The following is an 18,897-nucleotide window of genomic DNA, read 5'->3' as shown; positions in this document are numbered from 1 at the left end:
GGACGTGCCCGTACGGTCGTTCAGGCGGGTTCCGGGCTCCCTTCGGAGCGCATCCGGAAGTCGTGGTGAACGGGCAGCGGGTCCTCGGTGAGAGCGGCCCAGGTGGTGTGCAGGGACTCCTCGCCCTCACGCAGATCCGGGATCTCGAAGTCCTCGGAGAGGAGGGCGCGGGCGGTGTCGCGTTCGCCGAGGGCGAGCGCGGTGCGGGCGGCCAGCAGCCGCAGCCGGCCGCGGGCGCGTACGGGTTCGGGCAGCCGTTCCAGCAGGGTGCGGGCGGCGTCCGGGCGTCCGGCGGTCAGCAGGGCGGTGACCGCTTCGGTGACCAGGGCGGTCACCGCGGGCCCGGCGGCGCTGTCGGCGGCGGGGCCGGCGGGCGCGGCCAGGGCGAGTTCGGCGGCGGTCAGGGCCCGTTCGGCGGCGCGGTCGTGCTGCCCGGAGCGGGCATCGGCGACGGCCAGGGCGCGCAGCGGCCAGGGGCTGGGGCCTTCGGCCAGGGCCCGTTCCCAGCTGCGGGCGGCCTGGGCCAGGTCGCCGGCGTGCCATTGGGCGATGCCCAGGTGGTAGTCGGTCAGCGGGCCGCCGGGGGTGGCGCATTCGAGCTTCTCGCGCCAGGCGCGGGAGACCAGGGTGGGTCCCGGCGGGGTGGCGGGCAGGGCGTGACCGGGGAGCCGGCCGCTCTCCAGGAGTTCCAGCCAGGGGCACTGCTCGGGGCCGAGGGCGTCGGGGCCGAAGGGGGTGCCGGGCAGTTCGTAGCCGCCGCGGGCGACTTCCAGGGCGCCCCAGCCACTGCCGGTGTGCAGGAGGTCCGCGGGGTCCAGGTCGGCGTGCGGGAGCCAGGCGGCGTGGGCGGCGTCGAGGGTGGCGGCGGGCAGCGCGGCGTCCAGGGCCCGTTCGGTGTGAGCGCGGGCGTCCGCCCAGTCGGGCCCGTGCGTGTGGGCGGGGTCGGCGTGCAGCGGGCCGTACGCCTCCAGCCAGCTGAGTTCCTCGCCCGCGGGGAGCGGGAGGTGTTCGAGCTGGGTACGGGCGAGGCCGGCCTGGATCTCGGCGTAGCCGGTGGTGCCGGGTTCGGTGAGCCAGCGCTGCCAGCGGCGTCCGCCGGGTCCCGTGCCCCACACGAACAGCTTGCGGCCCGGGAGGGCGGCGGTGGAGGTCTGGACGAGGCCGTGGCCGTCCTCCCGCAGGGCGGCGATCCACTTCCGCGCGGTGGCGGGCACGTCGTAGAAGTAGTCGGCCGGGTGGTGATCGCCGTGGGCGGGGCGAGTGCGGTCGGGCCCGCCCGGGTCACCTGGGACGGACACCGTGCGCAGCGCGCGCCGGTAGCCGAAGTGCCAGGCCCGCTCGGCGGGGACCAGGACCCGGGTGCCGGGGTGTTCGGGGACGGCGGTGTTGGACCACCAGTAGACCGGTGTCGTGCTGTCCTGGGGGTTGCGGATGCGAACGCCGACGTAGAGGAAGTCGGATCCCCGCGGGAGCCACAGGTCGACCTGGAAGGGGGTGTCGCGCAGCCGTTCCCACTCCCACAGCCGCAGCATCTGTCCGCCGTCGGGGGCGGGCACGGCGGCGGCGTGCAGCGGGGCGCAGGACAGGGCGGTGTGCCCGGTGGCGCCGATGTTCCATTCGATGCCGCCGGAGAACCAGGCGCCGTTGAGGGCGAAGTTGGCCGGTTGCAGCACCGGGTTGCGGTACAGGAGTTCGCGCCCGGTGGCCTTGTGGAACAGGGAGTGGACGCGCCCGCCCCAGCCGGGCAGCACGGTGGCGCGCAGCCGGTCGTTCTCGATGACGAGGGTGGGGATCTCGGTGGCGGCGCGGGCGCGGCCGTAGCCGTCGTACAGCGGGGCGGGCAGGACGGAGGTCAGCGGCGCGTACGCGGCCTGCCGGGCGGCGTCGGGCGGCAGCACCGCGAACTCCGCCGGGTCGAGGCGGTGGGCCTCGTCCAGCGGGAGCAGCGCGGGCAGCGGATTGGGTGGGCCCAGCGGCGCGGCGGGGAGCGTGAGCGTGCCGCGCCGGACGGTCGTCCCGGGTCCTGCGGCGGCGCCGGCCGTGCTTCCGGTTCCTGTCATGAAACCCCTCGCTCCCCTCACCCCCGGCCGGGTGACCGGCGCTGTGATGACCATGGAACACGGTCACCCACTCGGGTGAAAGAGGGCCCTGGGGGTTTATCTTCTGCGGTGTGTCAGATACATGCCGAGGAATAGGCCGATCAGGGCTGTGGCCAGCAGTGCCAGCCACAGCGGCATGATGACCTCGGGGATGAGGACGCGGATTTTGGTGCGCCCGGTGTTCTGGAAGACGAAGATCAGGACGAGGACGGCGACCACCAGGGCGACGATCCGGCCGGGGGTGAAGAAGTCCCCCAGCGGGGTGCTGCCGCTGGCCTTCCGGGGTCTGGGGTTGGATGCCATGCTCCCAGCATGGCCGCCCCCGCCGCCGCCCGCCCGGCGAGCGGCGCGGCGAGGTGCGTCCCGGGGGTCTGCCGGGCGGGTGGCTCAGGAGGTGGCGTAGACACGCTCGACGAACGTGGCCACCTGGTCGTCGGTGAGCGTCCTGGCCACGTCGGCCTCACTGATCATGCCGACCAGCCGCTTGTCGCCGCCGACGACCGGCAGCCGCCGGATCTGGTGCGTCTCCATCTCGGCGAGCGCGTCCTCCGCGCTGGCATCGGCGGATATCCAGCGCGGAGTGCCCTCGCACAGATCGCCGGCCCGGACCTTGGAGGGGTCGTGGCCGGCGGCGACACACTTCACGACGATGTCGCGGTCGGTGATGATGCCCTGCATGCGCTCGTTCTCGTCGCAGACGGGCAGCGCGCCCACGTTCTGTTCACGCATCAACTGGGCGGCGCGGTCCAGGGTCTCGTTCATCGGGACGCACTGGGCGCCTTGGCTCATGATGTCCGCGGCGGTGGTCATGGCGGGACTCCTTTGCGTTCGCGTTCGCGATGTCGCCACGCGGGCCGCGCGAAATGGGAGCCCATCGCGGCGTTCCCTCCACCGTAGTCCGGCTTGTCCCGGTTCGCTACTCCCCCGTGACACCGTCCGCCAGCTCGCGTACGACATCCAGGTGACCGGCGTGCCGGGCGTACTCCTGGAGCAGGTGGAAGAGGATCCAGCTCAGCGCCGGAGCCTGCTCGGCCGGGCCGAACCGGCCGCCCCCCTCGGCCCGCGCCTCCAGCGCGACGTCCGCGGTGATCGCCCGGGAGTCCGCGACGTACCGGTGGAAGGTCTCCAGCACCTCGGCCGTGCTCACCCCGTCGGGCACCGCCCAGCGCTCCGGGCCCGAGGGCCCGTGGAACCAGTCGGCCCACGGCTCGTCGACCTCCTCGCCCAGAAAGCCCCAGCGCAGCCAGCGGCGCTCCACATGGGCCAGATGCCAGATCAGCTCCACCGGGGTCCACCCGGACGGCAGCCGGGAGCTGCGCAACTCCTCCTCTGAGAGCCCGGCCAGCTTCGACAGCACCACCTCGCGGTAGTAGTCGAGGTAGTCGAGCAGCAGCTGACGCGGGTCGGCGATGTGCTTCCCGGGCTCGCTCGGTACCGTCGGATTCTCGCTCATCGTTTCTCTCCTTCGCCGGAAGCCCCGGAGCGGGCCTCGCGAGGGTGCGGCACACCCGGCGGGAGCCGCACGGATCGTCCACACCCCACCGCCGCCGAGCATACGGACCGCTCGCCCCCGGCCGCCCGGCCAGGGCCTGGGGCCTGTCTGAGACATAGAGCGCCGGTCAGGCCCGCGGCGTCTGGTGCTGGGGGCACCTCCCGGCCGAAGGCTGGGGGAGACGCGGGCCAGGCGGGATGTGTCAGACAGGCCCTAGGGTCGGGTCATGGATCACGAGCCGATGCGACGCGTTGCCGAGTTCCGCGAGACGTTCGACGGTCAGGGCGTGAGCGAGCGCCCCGAAACGGCCGAACACCGGCGGACGTTGCTGGACGAGGAAGCCCACGAGGCCGCCGAGGCCCTGACCGCCCTCGCGAAGGCCCTGCGCACGGGCGAGGACCCGCTCGGCGCGTACCGTGCCGTGGCCAAGGAACTGGCCGACGTCCTCTATGTCACCTACGGCACCGCGGATGCGCTGGGGATCGACCTGCCCGCCGTGTTCGCCGAGGTCCACCGGTCGAACATGAGCAAGCTCGACGCCGAAGGCCGTGTCCTGCGCCGGCCGGACGGCAAGGTACTCAAGGGGCCCGGCTACCAACCGCCGGTCCTCGACGGCCTCGTCGCCTGGCCGCCGGCCGGCTCCTGACCGTCCCACGCCGTATCACGCCAGGGAGGCACCCTGTGCACCACCACGAACCCGCCGACTACCACTGCCCGTTCTGCCACCTGACCCCGGACCGGGAGCCCGACGTGGTCTACCGCGACGAACGGGTCTTCGCGCTGATCTGCCCGCAGTGGTGGCCGAGGAACGCGGGCCATCTGCTGATCGTCCCTCTCGCCCACCACGAGAACCTCTACGACCTCCCCACCGCCGACGGCCACGCGGTCTTCGACGCCACCCGTACCCTGGCTCGCGCCATGCGCACCGCCTACGACTGCGCCGGGGTCTCCACCCGCCAACACAACGAACCCGCCGGCGACCAGCACGTCTGGCACTTCCACCAGCACCTCTTCCCCCGCTACCCCGGCGACGACCTGTACGCCACCCCGCCACAGCCCGACCGGCTCCCCGCCGACCGCCGCCACGCCTACGCCGAACGACTGCGCGCCGCACTCACCGCCTAGCTCGGGGGCGGACACCCCGCCAGGGCGCCGGACCGGGCATGGGAACGCTGCTGATAGAACTTCCAACAGGCCGCCCCGTGGCGGCATTTGATGTCATCGAAGAGGCTCGCGAGCCTGCGGGAAGGACAGCAGATCCATGACGGACGGCGCCGAGAGCAACGTGCCACCCGCCCCGTGCCCGGGCACCCCCCAGGAGTGGCGGGCCTATCTGAACGAGTACAGCGAGTGGTATCTGAGCAGCCTCGACGAGGACGAGCTGGGCGAGGTGACGCAGGAGCAGTTCGACGCGCGCTGGCTCGGGCACGACCCGGCGGACGAGCGGGCGATCGCCGCGACGGAGGAACGCCTCGGGGTGGCCCTGCCGCCGAGTCTGCGCGCCTTCCTGCTCGCCAGCGACGGCTGGGGACGCGTGGCGGAATGGATCGACTCGCTGCGTCCGTGCGCCGAGTTCGCGTGGTTCCGCGACGAACACACGGGCTGGGCGAGCGAGGACGGTGGCGAGGAGGACGACGTCTTCCGGTACGGTCTCAGCATCGCCCGGGGTGAGGACGTCTTCCTGCTGGACACCAGCGATGTCCTGGAGAACGGCGAGTACCGGGCCTACCTTCTCGCGGTGAAGTACGGCGAGCTGTCGGACCCCTGCGACAGCTTCAGCGAGCTGCTCACTGTGGGCCGGGAGGAGATCCAGGAACTCATGGACTAGGTCCTGTCTGACACATGGCGCCGGTCGGGCCCGCGTTGTCTGGTGCTGGGGGCACCTCCCGGCCGAAGGCTGGGGGAGCATCGCAAGGCGGAGGGGCGTCCTCGTAGTGGGCTACTTGGGCGTCTCGACAACGCAGCGAGGTGCCGTGCCAGGCGACGCGGGCCAGGCGGGATGTGTCAGACAGGGCCTAGCCGCCCGCGTCACCGGTCGGCAGGCGGGTCCGGGGTCAGGGTCCCCCTTTCGGCGTCCAGGGTGGCCGGGACGCCGAGGGGGATCGTCCAGGGCTGAGGGCCGTGGCCGAAGCCCAGTTCCTCCACCACCGGCACCCCGAGCGGCACCAGCCGGTCCGCCAGGACGGCACGGACCTCCTCGTACGGGCCGCACTCCCGCCAGGAGCCGAGGGCGATGCCGGCCACCCCGTCCAGCCAGCCGGCGTTCAGGAGTTGGGTCAGGGCCCGGTCCAGCCGGTAGGGCTCCTCACCGGTGTCCTCCAGCAGCAGGATGCCGCCGGCCGCCGAGGGTCTGACGTACGGGGTGCCGACCCCGGACGCCAGCAGGCTCGCGCAGCCGCCCAGCGTGATCCCGCGCGCGGTCCCGGGGACCAGGGCCCGGGCCGCCGGGGAGCCGATCGGACGGGGGTCGTGCGGGGTGAACAGGGCGCGGCGCAGGCGTTCCTGGGCCACCGCGTCGTCGGTGAACGCCGCGGTGCCCGGCATCGGGCCGTGCCAGGCGGGTACGCCCAGGCAGAGCGCGAACGCCTCGTGCAGTGCGGTGATGTCGCTGTAGCCGAGCAGGATCTTCGGCCCTGCGGCGGCCAGCGCGTCCCAGTCGAGCAGGGGCAGTAGCCGCTGGGTGCCGTAGCCGCCCCTGGCGCAGATCACCGCCGCGTTGTCCGGGTCGCACCAGGCCCGTTGAAGGTCACGGGCCCGGTGGCCGTCGGCGGCGGACAGGTGGGGCAGCGGGGCCGGGCCGCCGTCCAGGGCGGAGGGGGCGATACGGACCGTCAGTCCCCAGCCGCGCAGGATCTCGGTGCCCGCCATGAGCACGTCCCGTTCCACCGGGCCCGCCGGGGCCACCACCGTGACCACGTCACCGGGGCGCAGCGCGGGGATCACCGGCGCAGCTCCAGCAGCGGCGCGTCCGGTCGGGCGATGCCGAAGGCGTCCAGGTACAGGGCCAGTTCGGACTCGATGGCGGTCACGATCGTGTCGGCGCGGCGGAAGCCGTGGCCCTCGCCCTCGAAGGTGAGGTAGGCGTGCGGCACGGCGGGGCCCGGGCGCTCGGCGAGCGCGGCCAGCAGCCGGTCGGCCTGCTCGGGCGGGCAGATCGCGTCGTCCAGTCCCTGCAGCAGCAGGAACGGTACGGTGATCCGCTCGGCGTGGTGCACCGGCGAGCGGTCGTGGTAGCGCTCGGGAACCTCGTCGTACGGGCCGATCAGTGAGTCGAGGTAGCGGGATTCGAAGTCGTGGGTGCCCGTCCCCGTCCAACTCGCCAGATCGAGGATCGGGTAGCTGATGGTGCCGCAGCGGTAAAGACCGGCGGTGCCGGTATCGGTGAGGGAAGCGGCGGCGGTCCAGCCGCCGGCGCTGCCGCCCCGGATGGCGAGCCGGTGCGGGTCGGCGGTCCCCTCGGCGGCGAGTCCGCGGGCGACGGCGGCGCAGTCCTCGACATCGACCACGCCCCACTGTTCGCGCAGCCGCTCGCGGTAGGCGCGGCCGAAGCCGGTGGAGCCGCCGTAGTTGACCTCGGCGACGCCGATGCCGCGCGAGGTGAAGTAGGCGATCTCCAGGTCGAGGACGACGGGGGCGCGGGAGGTGGGGCCGCCGTGTGCCCAGATGACGTACGGCGGCAACTCGTCCTGCGGCTGCGGGACGGCGGCCAGCGGATGGGCCGGCGGGTAGACGGTGGCGTGGATCTCCCGCCCGTCCGGGCCGGTGAAGGTACGGGCGGCCGGGTGCGGGTAGTAGGCAGGATCGACCGGGTCGTGGTGGCGTTCGGCGAGCACCCTGGTGCGTCCGGTGGCGGTGTCCAGTTGCACGATCTCCCAGCCGGTGTGCGCTCCGGCGGCGATGCCGGTGACCCGGCTGCCCTGAACGGCCAGTCCGGGCGCCCATTCGCCGTGACTGCCGGGGGCGTCGGCGAGTTCACCAGTGGCGGGGTCCAGGATGCCCAGACGCAGCCCGCCGCGCCCGTGCAGGACGGCGAACAGCCCGCCGTCCAGCGGCGCGAACCAGCGCCAGCCGATACGCCACAGCCCTTCGGCGAACTCCTCCTCGCGCGCGCACAGCGGCACAGCGGTGCCGGTGTCGGGGTCGACGCGGTGCGGGTTCCACCAGCCGGTGCGGTCGGTGGTGGCCAGCAGGGTGCCGTCCGGGGCCCATTCGGCCTGGGCGATGGCCTCGTCGGGGCCGCCGGCCAGGGTGCGCGCCCCGGTCAGGCGGCCGTCCTCGCCCAGGTCGGCGATCAGCAGTTCGGTGCCCTCCCAGGGCATCCGGGGGTGGTCCCAGGCCAGCCACACGGCGCGGCGTCCGTCCGGGGAGGGCCGGGGGGTGGTGACGAACCGGTGGGCGGCAGGGGTGAGTTCGCGCAGCGCGTTCGGGTCCTGGGCGGCGGATCCGTCCAGCGGTACGGCGACGGCGACGCGCCGTACGGTGCCCGCCCGGTGCTCTTCCAGGACGGCCCACACCTCGCCGTGCCCGGGGCGCGGGAGCAGGTCGCACCAGCGCAGCTCGCGGTCGGCGGTGGAGGGCGGGGTGAGCGCGCGCGGCGCCGGGCCGCTGGGGGCGTCGGGTTCGACGGCGTGGATCCGCTGGTCGCCGTGGTCGGTGAAGACCACCAGCGGGCCGCCGGCCGGGCGGGCGATGCCCGCCCAGGGGTGGCCGCCGTACTCGATGACGCGGTTGCGGACGTTCCACGGCGTGGGCAGGACCGTTTCGGCGGCGCCGTCCCCGTCCGGGCGCAGCCGCACCAGCGCGCGGCGGCCGCCCTCGGCGGGGCGCGGCGCCGTCCACCACAGTTCCTCGCCGACCGCGCCCAGGAACTCGGGCTTGCCGTCGTGGGCGGCGACCAGGGCGGCGTCGATCGGCGAGGGCCAGGTTCCGTAGCGGTCGTGCGCCATCAGCTGCCTCCAGGGCGGTGTCGGTGGGGTCTTCACCAGCTCACCCGGGGATCGTTCCACGACCTCGGCCGGTGCTCCAGGCACCGGCCGGGTGTGTTTCGCCCGGGGTGGGCGCGGGACGACGGGCTTGCGGTGGAGGCGAGTTGGGGCCGGGGCCCGGCAGGTCAGGCTCCGGGGCCCGCGGCGAGGCCGGCCCGCAGCAGCTGGAGGTAGGCGTCGGTGGCCGCCGGGCGGCGCTCCTCGGGGTGCTCGCTGATGGCATGGATCAGCCCGCAGAACAGTTTCAGCAGGTTCTCGCCGGTCAGTGCCGGGGCCGGGTCGATCCGCCCGAGCAACTGTGTCGCCTTGGCGGCCAGTTCTCCCTTGGCCTCGCGCAGCGAGTCCGTTTCGTCGGTGAGGGTGATCAGGACGGTGAACAGGCCCGGCCGGGCGAGCGCGGCGGCCAGCGCGGAGCGCAGGAACTCCTCCAGCGCCCGGTGCGGGTCGGATTCCGTCCCGGCCTCCTCGGCGAGCCGGATGAGGTCGCGGGCGGAGACCTCCAGGACGGCTTCGAGCATCGCCCGCTGGGTGGGGAAGAGCCGGTAGACCGTCCCGACGCCGACTCCGGAGCGGCGGGCCAGCTCGTTCAGGGTCAGCTCGGTCTCCCCGGCGGCGATCGCGCGGTGCGCCTCGTCGAAGATCCGCTGTCTGTTCCGCACCGCGTCGGCCCGCATGTGTCTCCCCTCGCCGCAGCAGGTGGATAGGTTATCAACTTTACTGCTACGGTGAAATGGATAGCTTATCCACTTAACCTCATGGAGCTGCCATGACCGTTGTGTTCGTGCACGGAGTGCCCGAGACGCCCGCCCTGTGGAATGCCCTGCGCGACCACCTCGGCCGGCCCAGCACGGCCCTGCGCCTGCCCGGTTTCGGCAGCCCGCGCCCGGCCGGGCCACGGGGCAAGGAGGCGTACGCGTCCTGGCTGGCCGAGGAGCTGCGGGCCATCGGCGGCCCCATCGACCTGGTGGGCCACGACTGGGGGGCGCACCTGACCATGCGGGTCGTCTCGGCCCACGACGTGCCGGTGCGCAGCTGGGTCTCCGATGTCGCGCACGGCTGGCACCCCGGCTACCGCTGGCACGAGGCGGGCACGCTGTGGCAGCGCAGCCCGGAGGGCGAGGAGTCACTGGCCGGACTGCGGGAGTCGGCCCCCGGCAGCGGGCGAACCTTCGGCGACCTGCTCCAGCCCCGGGGCATGACGCCGGAGCTGGGCAAGGACGTCGACGCGATCCACGACGAGGAGATGAGCGCCGCCGTCCTGGACCTCTACCGCTCGGCCTGGCCCAACTTCGCCGCCGACTGGGGCAAGGACTTCGAACGCCCCGCCGCCGCACCCGGCATGGTCCTGGTACCGACCGGGGACCCCATGGCACGGCCGGCCATGGACGCCGAGGTGGCGCGGCCCCTGGGCGCCCGGGTGGTCGAACTGGAGGGCCTGACCCACTACTGGATGCTCCAGGACCCCGGGCGCGGCGCCCGGGTGCTGCGCGAGTTCTGGGACGGCCTCGGCGGCTGACCCGCCGCCCCTCCCCCGCCGTGGGCCGGGCACGGCGGGGGGAGGAGGACCGGGAACGGGCACCGGCCCGCCCGCGCCTACAGGGCCAGCAGCGTACGGTCCAGAACGCGGGTGCCGAAGTGCAGCGCGTCGACGGGGACCCGCTCGTCCACGCCGTGGAACATCGCCTGGTAGTCGAAGCCCTCGGGCAGCCGCAGCGGCATGAAGCCGTATCCCTGGATGCCCAGCCGGGCGAACTGCTTGGCGTCGGTGCCGCCGTACATGCAGTACGGGATGACGTGCGCGCCGGGGTCGAAGTGCTGGAGCGCCTCGCGCATGACGGCGAACGCGGGCGTGTCCACCGGGGCTTCCAGGGGCGGCTCGTGGTGGTAGAAGTCCCAGTCCACGTCGGGTCCCGTGAGCTTGTCGAGGGTGGCCGCGAACTCCTCCTCGGTGCCCGGCAGCAGCCGTCCGTCGATGTGGGCGGTGGCCGACCCGGGGATCACGTTCACCTTGTAACCGGCGTCCAGCATGGTGGGGTTGGTGCTGTTGCGCAGCGCGCCGGCCACCAGCGTGCCGGCCCGGCCCAGCTCGGCGACCAGGCGTTCGACGGCGGCATCGTCGTCGAGATCGGGCAGCGGCAGCCCGTACAGCGCCGCGAGTTCGGCGAGCGCGGCGCGCACGGTCGCGCTCAGGCGCAGCGGCCAGCGGTGTTCGCCGATACGGGTGACGGCGGCAGTGAGCCGGGAGACGGCGTTCTCGTGGTTGATGCGCGAGCCGTGCCCGGCGCGGCCGGCGGCGGTGAGCCGCAGCCAGCCGGTGCCGCGCTCGCCGGCCGCGACCGGATAGATGCGGCGGCCGTCGCCCGGGTGGAAGGTGTACGCGCCGGACTCGCTCAGGCCGATGGTGCAGCCGTCGAAGAGCTCGGGGCGGTGGTCGGCGAGGAAGCCGGAACCGACATCGGCCGAGTCCTCCTCGTCGGCGGTGAAGGCGAGCACGACGTCGCGGCGCGGACGGACGCCCGCACGGGCCCAGGCCCGTACGGTGGCCAGCACCATGGCGTCGGCGTCCTTCATGTCGACGGCACCGCGGCCCCACACGACACCGTCCCGGATCTCCCCGGAGAAGGGGTGGACGGACCACTCGGTGGGGTCGGCGGGCACCACGTCCAGGTGACCGTGGACCAGGACCGCGTCGGCGGACGGGTCGGTGCCCTCGATGCGGGCCACCACATTGGTGCGCCCCGGGGCCTTCTCCAGCAGTATCGGGTCGATCCCGGCCTCGGTCAGCCGCTCGGCGACGTACTCGGCCGCCGGGCGCTCATGGCCGTCGCCCTGCCCCCGGTTGGTGGTGTCGATCCTGATCAGGTCGCTGGTGAAGGTGACGGCCTCCTCCAACGCGATCTGGTCGATGTGGTGCGAGGCGCCGGGGGTGTGCGGGGCACGGGGGGCGCGTGGTGCCTGTGGGTGGTGCTCAGCCATACCATTCCTCAACTGCGTTGGATACCAGCGTGGTCAGCGCCTTGAAGCAGCGGATGCCCTCGTACATGGTGGGGGCGGTGTATCCGACCCGGCGCGGCCCGATCCGCTCCACGCCGGGGATGAAGGTGGCGGCCCCGGCCAGCTGTTCGGCGTCGAACTCCACCTCGATCGTCCGGTCCCTGGGCGGGGCCGGGTCGTGCCGGTGCGCCAGTACGGCGCCGCGCGCGGCGGCCGTCCGGATGTCGGCGGCGGTGCGGGCGGGGGTACGGCAGATCGCGGCGTACCGCGAGACGTGGTCCTTGACGGCGACGGCGGGCGCCCGCGGGGCGTACCCCTGGGCGTCGACACAGGTGAGGTCGTCGCCGGTGACCAGCACCACGGGGGTGCCGTACTCGGCGACGATCAGGGAGTTGAGCAGGCCCTCGCTGGCGCGCACCCCGTCGACGAAGACGCCGGTGATACAGCTGCCGAGGTAGGTGTGGGCGAGGACGCCCTCGGCGCCGGCGGCGCAGTGGTAGCCGACGAACGCGATGCCGTCGATGTCGCCGCGCTGGACGCCCTCGACCATGCCCAGTTCCTTGTGGCGGCCGGTGAGCAGGACGGCACGGTCATCGAGCTGTTCGACCAGGAGGTTGCGCATGGTCATGTGCGCCTCGTTGACGATGACCTCGTCGGCGCCGCCGTCGAAGAACCCGGCGACGGCCGCGTTCACATCGGAGGTGAAGACCGGCCGGAACCGCTGCCACTCGGGCCGCCCGGGCAGACAGTCGGCGGGCCAGGTGACGCCGGTGGCCCCCTCCATGTCGGCGGAGATCAAGATCTTCATGCCGCGTCAGGCTACGCGGTCGCCCTGTCCGGGGGAAGGCACTTTCGCGCGACCGGCCCGCGATGGCGCCCGACCGGCGCAGGAGGGGTTCGGGGGGGGAGCCGGAGCGCGGGCGGTGGGCGCCCGCCCCGGGGCAACGGTCCGACCGGGTACGGTCCGGCCGCCTCCTGCGGCGCGGCAGCCGGGCGCGGCGCGTGGTGCGGTGCGGGACGCCCTCAGTCGGGGGTGACCGGGACCCGGGCGTGCCGGCTGAGCTCCAGGACGGGGTACCCCAGCTCCAGCACGCGTTCGACGATGACGCCGCTCTCCCGCGGGCTCATGCCGGGCATGATCTCCGGCAGGCCGCGGGCGAGGTCCTCGGCACGGTCGAAGTCGGTGTGCCGGGCGAATCCGGCGCCGACCCTCTCGCCGGGCTCGTCGGCGGTACCCTCGACGGCGCGCAGTGGGGTGGCGTCGGTGGCGAGGACGAGGACGGCTCCGGGTCCGGGTAAGGGGTAGGCCCACCACAGGATGTCGCCGCTGCCGCGCCGCTCGCCGCCGTCCTGGCCGTGGGTGCGGAAGCGGCCCGCGGTGGGATAGCCCGGGGCGTCCAGGACGCCGGTGACGGGGACGATCTCGGCGGCGACCCGGCCCTGGGCCTCGTCGCTGCGGACCCCGAACAGTTGGCCGGCGCCGCTGCTCCAGTGGGATATCCGGCCCGAGGGGTCGACGACGGCCACGGCGAGCGGGATCCGGCCGGACACCGTACGGGTGTCGGGGGGCGCGGGATCACGCTGCTGAGGAATTTCCGGCTCTGCGGCCACCATCTCTCCTTCCCGGGGAGGGGAGCGCTTCCACGGTATCCCCGGGCGGGGCTGTGGCGGGAGGCAATGGCCAAGGCGGTGGTGCGCCGGAGCGTACGCACGCGGGGCGTGTGCGCCCCCTGCGCTCGGCGCCCGACAGGTGGACGCGCACGGATGTTCGATGACGCGGCCATTCGCCGCGCACGATGCCCTGCCTGTGGTTAGCGTGGAAGAGGAGGATTATCTCGATTCAGCACGCCCATACTTCCTTGTGGAGGCGGTACCGATGGCGGAATTCCCCGAAGGAGCACCGATCTGGGCCGATTGTGTGGTGGCAGATCTCGGCGCGGGAAAGACCTTTTACCGGGAGATGTTCGGCTGGGACTTCATGAGCGCGGGTCCGGATTACGGCGGATACACGATGGCCACCCTGGACGGGAAGCCGGTGGCCGCACTCATGCCCCCGATGCCGGGACAGGAGCTGACCCCGACCTGGACGCTGTACTTCGCCACCTCCGATGTGCAGGCGACCGCCGGGCGCATCCGGGAGAACGGCGGCACGCTGCTGATGGAGCCGATGAGCGTCGGTGAATTCGGCCGGATGCTGATCGCCCAGAGCCCGGACGGGCTCACCTTCGGCTGCTGGCAGCCCGGCACCCACGAGGGCTTCGGCCTGATGGGCCAGGAGGGCTCGGTGTGCTGGAGCGAGGTGGTGACCCGGGACGCGGCGGCTTTCGACACGTTCTTCAGCGCGGTCTTCCCGGTGGAGATGCACGCGGTGGGCGACCCCGCGTCCTTCGACTACAAGACCGTGCGGGCGGCGGGTGAGGCGGTGGCGGGGCGGATGCCCATGCCCAGCGGCACGCCGGCCGGGAGCGAGACGTACGCGCGGCTGTACTTCGGCGTCGACCACTGCGACGACGCGGCGGCCACGGCGGAGAAGCTCGGCGGCCAGATCGTCAGCGAGCCGCAGGACGGCCCGTTCGGCCGGTGGGCCGAGTGCGCGGACGACAACGGCGCGCGGTTCACGGTGATCGACATGTCGACCACGAAGGGCGAGAAGCCCGCGATGTGAGCCGGGCCGGTACGGCACGCGCACGCCCCGCCGCACGGACGGCGGAACGGACCAGCGGAAAGGCGGTGGTGGGATGACCAGAGCGAAACGTCCACGCCCGCCGGAGCCGGACTACCCGGTGTATGTGGGCTCCTTCGGCGACGACCACCGCTACCGGCTGGTCTGGCTGCGCGGGATCGGCTGGGAGCCGTTGTCCGAGGAGGAGTTCGAGCCCCGCATCCGGCAGGTCTTCCCCGACATCGACCTGGAGGACCCGGAGCAGGTGCACTGGGCCGACCACCCCCAGGAGTGGCCGGCCTGGCACCCGGGCGCCGCGTAGGGCGCCCGCGCGGGGCGCCGACGGGCGCTACCGGCCGGGGCAGGCGCGGACCGTCGGACGGAACGGGGGGCAGCGGGGCAGGTCACAGCGCGCGGCACGCACCGCGCCTCCCGCACACGGTCGCCGCCCGCCTGGCCGGCGGGCGGCGCGGTAGCCCGGAGGCGACCACTGGCTACTTGCCGCCGGTCTCCACTTCCTTGGCCAGATTGGCCAGGATCTGCTCGTAGAAGCCGTTCAGGCCACGCGGCGCGAAGATCCGCTCGAAGATCCCGCCGATGCCGGGCGCCCCGTCCCAGGTGCTGCGGATCGTCACGCTGGAGGTGTTCTTCACCGAACCGGGAACGGCGGTGAAGGTGGTGACCAGGGTGGAGTTGCGGTCCGTCTCCACCACGGTGTTGTCGTCCGGCTCGGTGACCTCCATCAGGCACTCCCGGACCCGTTTGGCCGTGGCGTGCAGCCGGAAGAAGACCACCGTCCCCTCGCCGTCGCCCCCCTCCCGGACCTCGTAGTCGGTGAACTGCTCGGGAAGCAGCCGGGGGTGCACCTCCCGGTAGTCCGCGATCGCGTCCAGCACATCGTCCGGCTCCGCATTGATCTCACGCTGAGTAACCACTTCAACCTGCGCCACTGCAATCCTCCTGGCGATCTACGGACTTGGCGGCAAGCCAACCATCTGGGCGGCCCTCCCCCAAAATCCGCGCTTGACAGACCAGAATCGAACCGGTGTTCTATTTGCATGCGCTGGAACAACCTGAGCGAGGACGACCGGGCCGCCAGCCCTGCCCTCTTCGGCTCCGAAGTCGTCACCAGGACGTTCGACACCCCGGAGTTCCGGGGGATCACCTTCCACGAGGTGCGGGCGCGTTCGATCCTCAACCGGGTGCCGGGCGCGTCCCGGATGCCGTTCGAATGGACGGTGAACCCCTACCGGGGTTGCTCCCATGCCTGTGTCTACTGCTTCGCCCGCAAGACCCACAGCTACCTCGACCTGGACACCGGCATCGGTTTCGACTCACAGATCGTGGTCAAGGTGAACGCCCCGCAACTGCTGCGCAAGGAACTGGGCGGGCGGCGCTGGCAGGGCGAGCACGTCGCGATGGGCACCAACGTCGATTGTTATCAGCGTGCGGAAGGCAAGTACCGGTTGATGCCCGGGATCATCTCGGCACTGCGCGACTACGCCAACCCCTTCTCGATCCTCACCAAGGGCACACTGATTCTGCGCGATCTCCCCCTGCTGCGGGAGGCCGCCGCCGTCACCGAGGTCGGCGTCTCGGTCTCGGTCGGCTTCACCGACCCCGAGCTGTGGCGCACCGTGGAGCCGGGCACCCCGGCGCCACAGCGCCGCCTGGACGTGGTGCGCGCGCTCGCCGACCACGGCATCGGCTGCTCGGTGCTGATGGCCCCGGTCATCCCCTACCTGGCCGACTCCCCCGAGCAGCTGCGCGCCACCGTACGCGCGATCGCCGCCGCCGGAGCCACCTCGGTGACCCCGTTGGCGCTGCATCTGCGCCCCGGCGCGCGCGAGTGGTTCATGAGCTGGCTGGCGCGGCACCACCCGGGTCTCGTACGGCGCTACGAGGTGCTCTACGAGGGCGGCGCGTACGCCCCCACGTGGTACCAGCGGCGGATCACCCGGCAGGTGCACGAACTGGCCGCCGAGTACGGCATCGGTCCCGCCCGGCGCGGCGCGGCACGCGCCATCACGCCCGAGCCCGAAACCGGGGAGGCGACGGCGGACGGCGCCGCGCCGGTGGCCACCCAGCTGACGCTGCTGTGAGCGCTCAGCCGCGCACCGGCGCCAGTTCGAGGCGGTCGATGTCGGGGGCGTGGGCGGTGGGGTTGGACAGGGTGAGGGTGTGGGTGCCCGCGCTCAGCTCGATGGGGACGGCCTTGCCCCAGAAGTTCTGCCAGCCGTAGGAGTTGCGGAACGTCGCCGAGGTGGTGGCGCCGTCCACCTGGATGTCCAGGATGCGGGAGATGACGTCGGAGTTGTAGGCGTGCCCGTTGTCGGCGCGCTCGTCGTTGGCGTAGTGCACGATCAGCAGGTGCGGCCCGGCCTGCTCGGCCCGCACGGTGAAGGCCGCGGTGTTGTCCGCCCCGTCGCCGAGCCAGCGCAGATACGTTCCCTCGCTCGCGTGCGGGCTGGCCGCCAGCTCGGTGGTGCCCGCGAGCCGGGCGTCGGCCGCCTGGTGCGTGGCCAGGCCCGTCCGCTCCCCCGCGCCGGCCACCTCCAGGGCCGCCAGCGCGACGTGCCCGGCGGCGGTGGCGGTGATCCGGTTGTTGCCGGCCGCCAGCAGCACCCGCTGCTCCTGGCCGGCCGGGGCGGTGAATCGCTCTCCGTGCGCCTCCAGGGTCACCATGCCCTCGCCGGTGTGGCGCGGGGTCAGCCGGTAGTAGCCATCACGTGGCGCGTACACGTCGAAGACCGCGCCGTCCGCCGCGCCGTCCAGCACCAGGGCGCCGGTGCCGGTGCCCGCCGCCGAGGCGTAGTCGTACCCGGGGGCGCCGGTGGTGTCCGCGAGCGTCGCCTCGTACGCGGTGAACGGCTCGGCGGCCTCGGTCAGCTCGATCTTGTCCAGGGTGACCTCGCCGTCGCCCTTGGCGAGGGTGAGGGTGTGCCGGCCGGCGCTCAGCGTCAGCGGCACGGTCACGGTGCCGCGATAGGTCCGGTTGAGGGTGGCCGGGTAGGTGACGGGGGCGGGCTCGCCGCCGTCCACCGTCAGCAGTTGGGTGGCCGGCGCGTCGCTCTGATTGCCGTGGAAGACGGTGAGGTCGTACGTGCCGTCCGCGGGCACCTCGACGGTGAACTCCACCTGGCTGTCCTCGCGGTTGAGCGAGCCGACATCCCGGGTGCCCGAGGTGGCGTAGCCATTGGCGTTGGCGACGGTGCCGTGGGTGTAGATCTCCCCGCCGGCGATACGGGCGTCCTCCGCCTCGTACGTGCCGCGCCACTGCTCGGCCGGCTGGTCCGGGGTGTCGGCGCCGGCCGGGGTGAGCACCACGCGGTAGGCGGACATCCGCTCCAGGCCGGTGAGCGAGACGGTGACGGTGCCGTCCGCGCCGACCGGCGCCGTGGCGCGGCCGATCACCCGAGGGGCGGGGTGCGCGCCCTCGTAGCCCGACCAGCGGGTCTCGGCGACGGTGACGCTGACGCGGTCTCCGAAGAGGGCCGGGTCGACCTGCTCGAAGACGACATCGGCGGGGCCGTCCGCGCCGCCGAGGAGGGCCTGGGCCTGGCGCTTGGCGGTGTCGAGGGAGGCGAGGCCCTGGAGGGTGTCGATGGTGTCGGGGCTCGGCGGGGTGACGCGTACGGTGTCGCCGGTCAGCGCCGCGTACCAGCGGAAGAACCACCAGCCGCCGTTGGGGATGTTGTCGTGGACCACATTGCCGTCGAGGTTGCCGGCCATGTCCCAGTACGCCTGGTCGGCGAAGACCTTGTTGCGTTCGAACATACCGACCCACTGGACGAGTTGTCCCGGCACCGACAGATCGCGGCGGTTGGCGTACTCGTCGATGTTGACGGGCAGCGGGCCGAAGCCGATCTCCCGTTCCAGTGCGCGGTAGTGGTCGTGGTTGCTCTGGAAGTCGCGCAGCGAGTCGGGGGACAGCTCGTGCCAGGTGGTGATGTCGGGCAGCACGTCGTGGTCGTACGCGTAGCGGTAGAAGTCGGGCAGGAAGCGGCGGTCGTAGCGTGCCTCGTTGGGCCCGGCGATGCGCAGGGTGGGGCTGATGGCGCGGATCCGGTCGTGGACGGTGGACCAGTCGGCGAGGAAGCGGTCCCGGTTGCGCTCGTACTGGGCGGTGTCGGCGACATCCAGCCGGTACCAGATCTGGTCGGGCTCGTTGAAGGGGACCACGACGAAGCGGTCGGCGCGCGGGTGGGCGGCGATCTGCTCGACGATGCTGTCGACCTTGGGGAGGTAGTCGTCCAGGCCGAGGTCCTCGTACGGCCACTCGGCGTAGATGTCCTGCATCATCACGTAGATGTCGCCGCCGCCGTTGCGGAAGAAGGAGTCGGAGACGGTGAGGGCGTCGCCGTTGGGGTGCTGGGCGCCGCCCTCGGGCTTCTGGGTGATGGTGGAGAGCTTGAGCGGGGCGAGGATGGCGTCGCTGGGGACGCCATCGTCGCTCAGGCCGTACAGCGCGCCGTTGGCCCCGTACAGCAGCGGGCCCTCGGAGGCGCCGAGGTCGACGGTGAGGGCGGGGACGGCCGCCGGTTCGTCGGCGTCGCCCCGGTCCGGGGCGGCGGCGCCGAGGGTGGCCGCGGTGACGGCGGCGGCGATGGTCATGCGGAGGAGTTTCCTTTTCGCTCGGGGTGCGCCCGCGGTTCCGTGCCGTGC

General features: G+C 72.9%; 19 protein-coding genes. 7 read left to right on the top strand and 12 right to left on the bottom strand.

Going from position 1 to position 18,897, the window contains the following annotated elements:
* Positions 1 to 20: 20 nt before the first annotated feature.
* The 4 genes from SXIM_RS23890 to SXIM_RS23875 form a co-directional block, all read right to left on the bottom strand.
* Positions 21 to 2,060 carry a DUF5107 domain-containing protein gene (locus tag SXIM_RS23890; protein ID WP_046725094.1) on the bottom strand — a complete coding sequence of 680 codons (2,040 nt, stop codon included), beginning with the start codon at positions 2,058 to 2,060 and terminating at the stop codon, positions 21 to 23.
* 96 nt (positions 2,061 to 2,156) lie between these two features.
* Positions 2,157 to 2,402, bottom strand: coding sequence for a hypothetical protein (locus SXIM_RS23885; protein WP_030730947.1), 246 nt, complete (start codon positions 2,400 to 2,402; stop codon positions 2,157 to 2,159).
* Between the two features lie 84 nt (positions 2,403 to 2,486).
* Positions 2,487 to 2,909: a CBS domain-containing protein gene (locus SXIM_RS23880; RefSeq protein ID WP_030730945.1), complete on the bottom strand. Its 423-nt coding sequence runs from the start codon at positions 2,907 to 2,909 to the stop codon at positions 2,487 to 2,489.
* Between the two features lie 106 nt (positions 2,910 to 3,015).
* Positions 3,016 to 3,552, bottom strand: a complete 537-nt coding sequence (locus SXIM_RS23875; protein ID WP_030730943.1) for a DinB family protein — start codon at positions 3,550 to 3,552, stop codon at positions 3,016 to 3,018.
* A gap of 265 nt (positions 3,553 to 3,817) precedes the next feature.
* Between SXIM_RS23875 and SXIM_RS23870 the strand changes: the two genes are divergently transcribed.
* The 3 genes from SXIM_RS23870 (at position 3,818) to SXIM_RS23860 (ending at position 5,419) form a co-directional block, all read left to right on the top strand.
* Positions 3,818 to 4,237, top strand: a complete 420-nt coding sequence (locus SXIM_RS23870; RefSeq protein ID WP_052385189.1) for a pyrophosphohydrolase domain-containing protein — start codon at positions 3,818 to 3,820, stop codon at positions 4,235 to 4,237.
* Positions 4,238 to 4,272: 35 nt separating this feature from the next.
* Complete coding sequence (locus SXIM_RS23865; protein ID WP_046725093.1) at positions 4,273 to 4,716, top strand: HIT family protein; 444 nt, start codon at positions 4,273 to 4,275, stop codon at positions 4,714 to 4,716.
* A gap of 136 nt (positions 4,717 to 4,852) precedes the next feature.
* On the top strand, positions 4,853 to 5,419 hold the full coding sequence (locus SXIM_RS23860; RefSeq protein ID WP_046725092.1) for an SMI1/KNR4 family protein: 567 nt from the start codon (positions 4,853 to 4,855) through the stop codon (positions 5,417 to 5,419).
* A 200-nt stretch (positions 5,420 to 5,619) separates the two neighbouring features.
* Here the strand turns inward: SXIM_RS23860 and SXIM_RS23855 are convergent, their stop codons facing one another.
* The 3 genes from SXIM_RS23855 to SXIM_RS23845 form a co-directional block, all read right to left on the bottom strand.
* Complete coding sequence (locus SXIM_RS23855; RefSeq protein ID WP_046725091.1) at positions 5,620 to 6,534, bottom strand: S66 peptidase family protein; 915 nt, start codon at positions 6,532 to 6,534, stop codon at positions 5,620 to 5,622.
* Positions 6,531 to 8,537: a dipeptidyl-peptidase 5 gene (locus tag SXIM_RS23850; protein WP_030730933.1), complete on the bottom strand. Its 2,007-nt coding sequence runs from the start codon at positions 8,535 to 8,537 to the stop codon at positions 6,531 to 6,533. Before SXIM_RS23850 ends, SXIM_RS23855 begins: the two co-directional genes overlap by 4 nt.
* A gap of 164 nt (positions 8,538 to 8,701) precedes the next feature.
* Complete coding sequence (locus SXIM_RS23845; protein ID WP_030730930.1) at positions 8,702 to 9,250, bottom strand: TetR/AcrR family transcriptional regulator; 549 nt, start codon at positions 9,248 to 9,250, stop codon at positions 8,702 to 8,704.
* 92 nt (positions 9,251 to 9,342) lie between these two features.
* Between SXIM_RS23845 and SXIM_RS23840 the strand changes: the two genes are divergently transcribed.
* Positions 9,343 to 10,092 (top strand): alpha/beta fold hydrolase, encoded by a 750-nt coding sequence (locus SXIM_RS23840; protein ID WP_030730927.1) that lies wholly within the window; start codon positions 9,343 to 9,345, stop codon positions 10,090 to 10,092.
* 77 nt (positions 10,093 to 10,169) lie between these two features.
* On the opposite strand, the gene SXIM_RS23835 is transcribed toward SXIM_RS23840, so the two are convergent.
* From SXIM_RS23835 to SXIM_RS23825, 3 genes are all read right to left on the bottom strand, one after another.
* Entirely contained in the window at positions 10,170 to 11,552 is a 1,383-nt protein-coding gene (locus SXIM_RS23835; RefSeq protein ID WP_234306837.1) for a M20/M25/M40 family metallo-hydrolase, read from the bottom strand.
* Entirely contained in the window at positions 11,545 to 12,378 is an 834-nt protein-coding gene (locus SXIM_RS23830; RefSeq protein ID WP_030730921.1) for a M55 family metallopeptidase, read from the bottom strand. Before SXIM_RS23830 ends, SXIM_RS23835 begins: the two co-directional genes overlap by 8 nt.
* Before the next feature lie 215 nt (positions 12,379 to 12,593).
* Positions 12,594 to 13,184 (bottom strand): nitrogen regulation protein NR(II), encoded by a 591-nt coding sequence (locus SXIM_RS23825; RefSeq protein ID WP_030730918.1) that lies wholly within the window; start codon positions 13,182 to 13,184, stop codon positions 12,594 to 12,596.
* A gap of 307 nt (positions 13,185 to 13,491) precedes the next feature.
* Between SXIM_RS23825 and SXIM_RS23820 the strand changes: the two genes are divergently transcribed.
* Complete coding sequence (locus SXIM_RS23820) at positions 13,492 to 14,235, top strand: VOC family protein (protein ID WP_246156931.1); 744 nt, start codon at positions 13,492 to 13,494, stop codon at positions 14,233 to 14,235.
* 73 nt (positions 14,236 to 14,308) lie between these two features.
* On the top strand, positions 14,309 to 14,554 hold the full coding sequence (locus tag SXIM_RS23815; RefSeq protein ID WP_046725089.1) for a hypothetical protein: 246 nt from the start codon (positions 14,309 to 14,311) through the stop codon (positions 14,552 to 14,554).
* Between the two features lie 172 nt (positions 14,555 to 14,726).
* Here the strand turns inward: SXIM_RS23815 and SXIM_RS23810 are convergent, their stop codons facing one another.
* On the bottom strand, positions 14,727 to 15,182 hold the full coding sequence (locus tag SXIM_RS23810) for an SRPBCC family protein (protein ID WP_030730909.1): 456 nt from the start codon (positions 15,180 to 15,182) through the stop codon (positions 14,727 to 14,729).
* 108 nt (positions 15,183 to 15,290) lie between these two features.
* Here SXIM_RS23810 and SXIM_RS23805 point away from each other — a divergent pair, with 108 nt between their 5' ends.
* Positions 15,291 to 16,334 carry an Rv2578c family radical SAM protein gene (locus SXIM_RS23805; RefSeq protein WP_030730906.1) on the top strand — a complete coding sequence of 348 codons (1,044 nt, stop codon included), beginning with the start codon at positions 15,291 to 15,293 and terminating at the stop codon, positions 16,332 to 16,334.
* 4 nt (positions 16,335 to 16,338) lie between these two features.
* Here the strand turns inward: SXIM_RS23805 and SXIM_RS23800 are convergent, their stop codons facing one another.
* Positions 16,339 to 18,846 (bottom strand): CBM35 domain-containing protein, encoded by a 2,508-nt coding sequence (locus tag SXIM_RS23800; protein WP_078847014.1) that lies wholly within the window; start codon positions 18,844 to 18,846, stop codon positions 16,339 to 16,341.
* Positions 18,847 to 18,897 lie beyond the last annotated feature (51 nt).

This window comes from Streptomyces xiamenensis, assembly GCF_000993785.3.
GTDB lineage: Bacteria > Actinomycetota > Actinomycetes > Streptomycetales > Streptomycetaceae > Streptomyces > Streptomyces xiamenensis.
This window is presented reverse-complemented; position numbering and strand designations above follow the sequence as displayed.

Excerpts from the sequence above, each read along its gene's own strand:
- SXIM_RS23815 (WP_046725089.1), top strand. The coding sequence starts at position 14,309 with ATGACCAGAGCGAAACGTCCACGCCCGCCGGAGCCGGACTACCCGGTG.
- SXIM_RS23860 (WP_046725092.1), top strand. The coding sequence starts at position 4,853 with ATGACGGACGGCGCCGAGAGCAACGTGCCACCCGCCCCGTGCCCGGGC.
- SXIM_RS23850 (WP_030730933.1), bottom strand. The coding sequence starts at position 8,537 with ATGGCGCACGACCGCTACGGAACCTGGCCCTCGCCGATCGACGCCGCC.
- SXIM_RS23830 (WP_030730921.1), bottom strand. The coding sequence starts at position 12,378 with ATGAAGATCTTGATCTCCGCCGACATGGAGGGGGCCACCGGCGTCACC.
- SXIM_RS23885 (WP_030730947.1), bottom strand. The coding sequence starts at position 2,402 with ATGGCATCCAACCCCAGACCCCGGAAGGCCAGCGGCAGCACCCCGCTG.
- SXIM_RS23805 (WP_030730906.1), top strand. The coding sequence starts at position 15,291 with ATGCGCTGGAACAACCTGAGCGAGGACGACCGGGCCGCCAGCCCTGCC.
- SXIM_RS23800 (WP_078847014.1), bottom strand. The coding sequence starts at position 18,846 with ATGACCATCGCCGCCGCCGTCACCGCGGCCACCCTCGGCGCCGCCGCC.
- SXIM_RS23840 (WP_030730927.1), top strand. The coding sequence starts at position 9,343 with ATGACCGTTGTGTTCGTGCACGGAGTGCCCGAGACGCCCGCCCTGTGG.
- SXIM_RS23870 (WP_052385189.1), top strand. The coding sequence starts at position 3,818 with ATGGATCACGAGCCGATGCGACGCGTTGCCGAGTTCCGCGAGACGTTC.
- SXIM_RS23890 (WP_046725094.1), bottom strand. The coding sequence starts at position 2,060 with ATGACAGGAACCGGAAGCACGGCCGGCGCCGCCGCAGGACCCGGGACG.
- SXIM_RS23825 (WP_030730918.1), bottom strand. The coding sequence starts at position 13,184 with ATGGTGGCCGCAGAGCCGGAAATTCCTCAGCAGCGTGATCCCGCGCCC.
- SXIM_RS23845 (WP_030730930.1), bottom strand. The coding sequence starts at position 9,250 with ATGCGGGCCGACGCGGTGCGGAACAGACAGCGGATCTTCGACGAGGCG.
- SXIM_RS23880 (WP_030730945.1), bottom strand. The coding sequence starts at position 2,909 with ATGACCACCGCCGCGGACATCATGAGCCAAGGCGCCCAGTGCGTCCCG.
- SXIM_RS23835 (WP_234306837.1), bottom strand. The coding sequence starts at position 11,552 with ATGGCTGAGCACCACCCACAGGCACCACGCGCCCCCCGTGCCCCGCAC.
- SXIM_RS23875 (WP_030730943.1), bottom strand. The coding sequence starts at position 3,552 with ATGAGCGAGAATCCGACGGTACCGAGCGAGCCCGGGAAGCACATCGCC.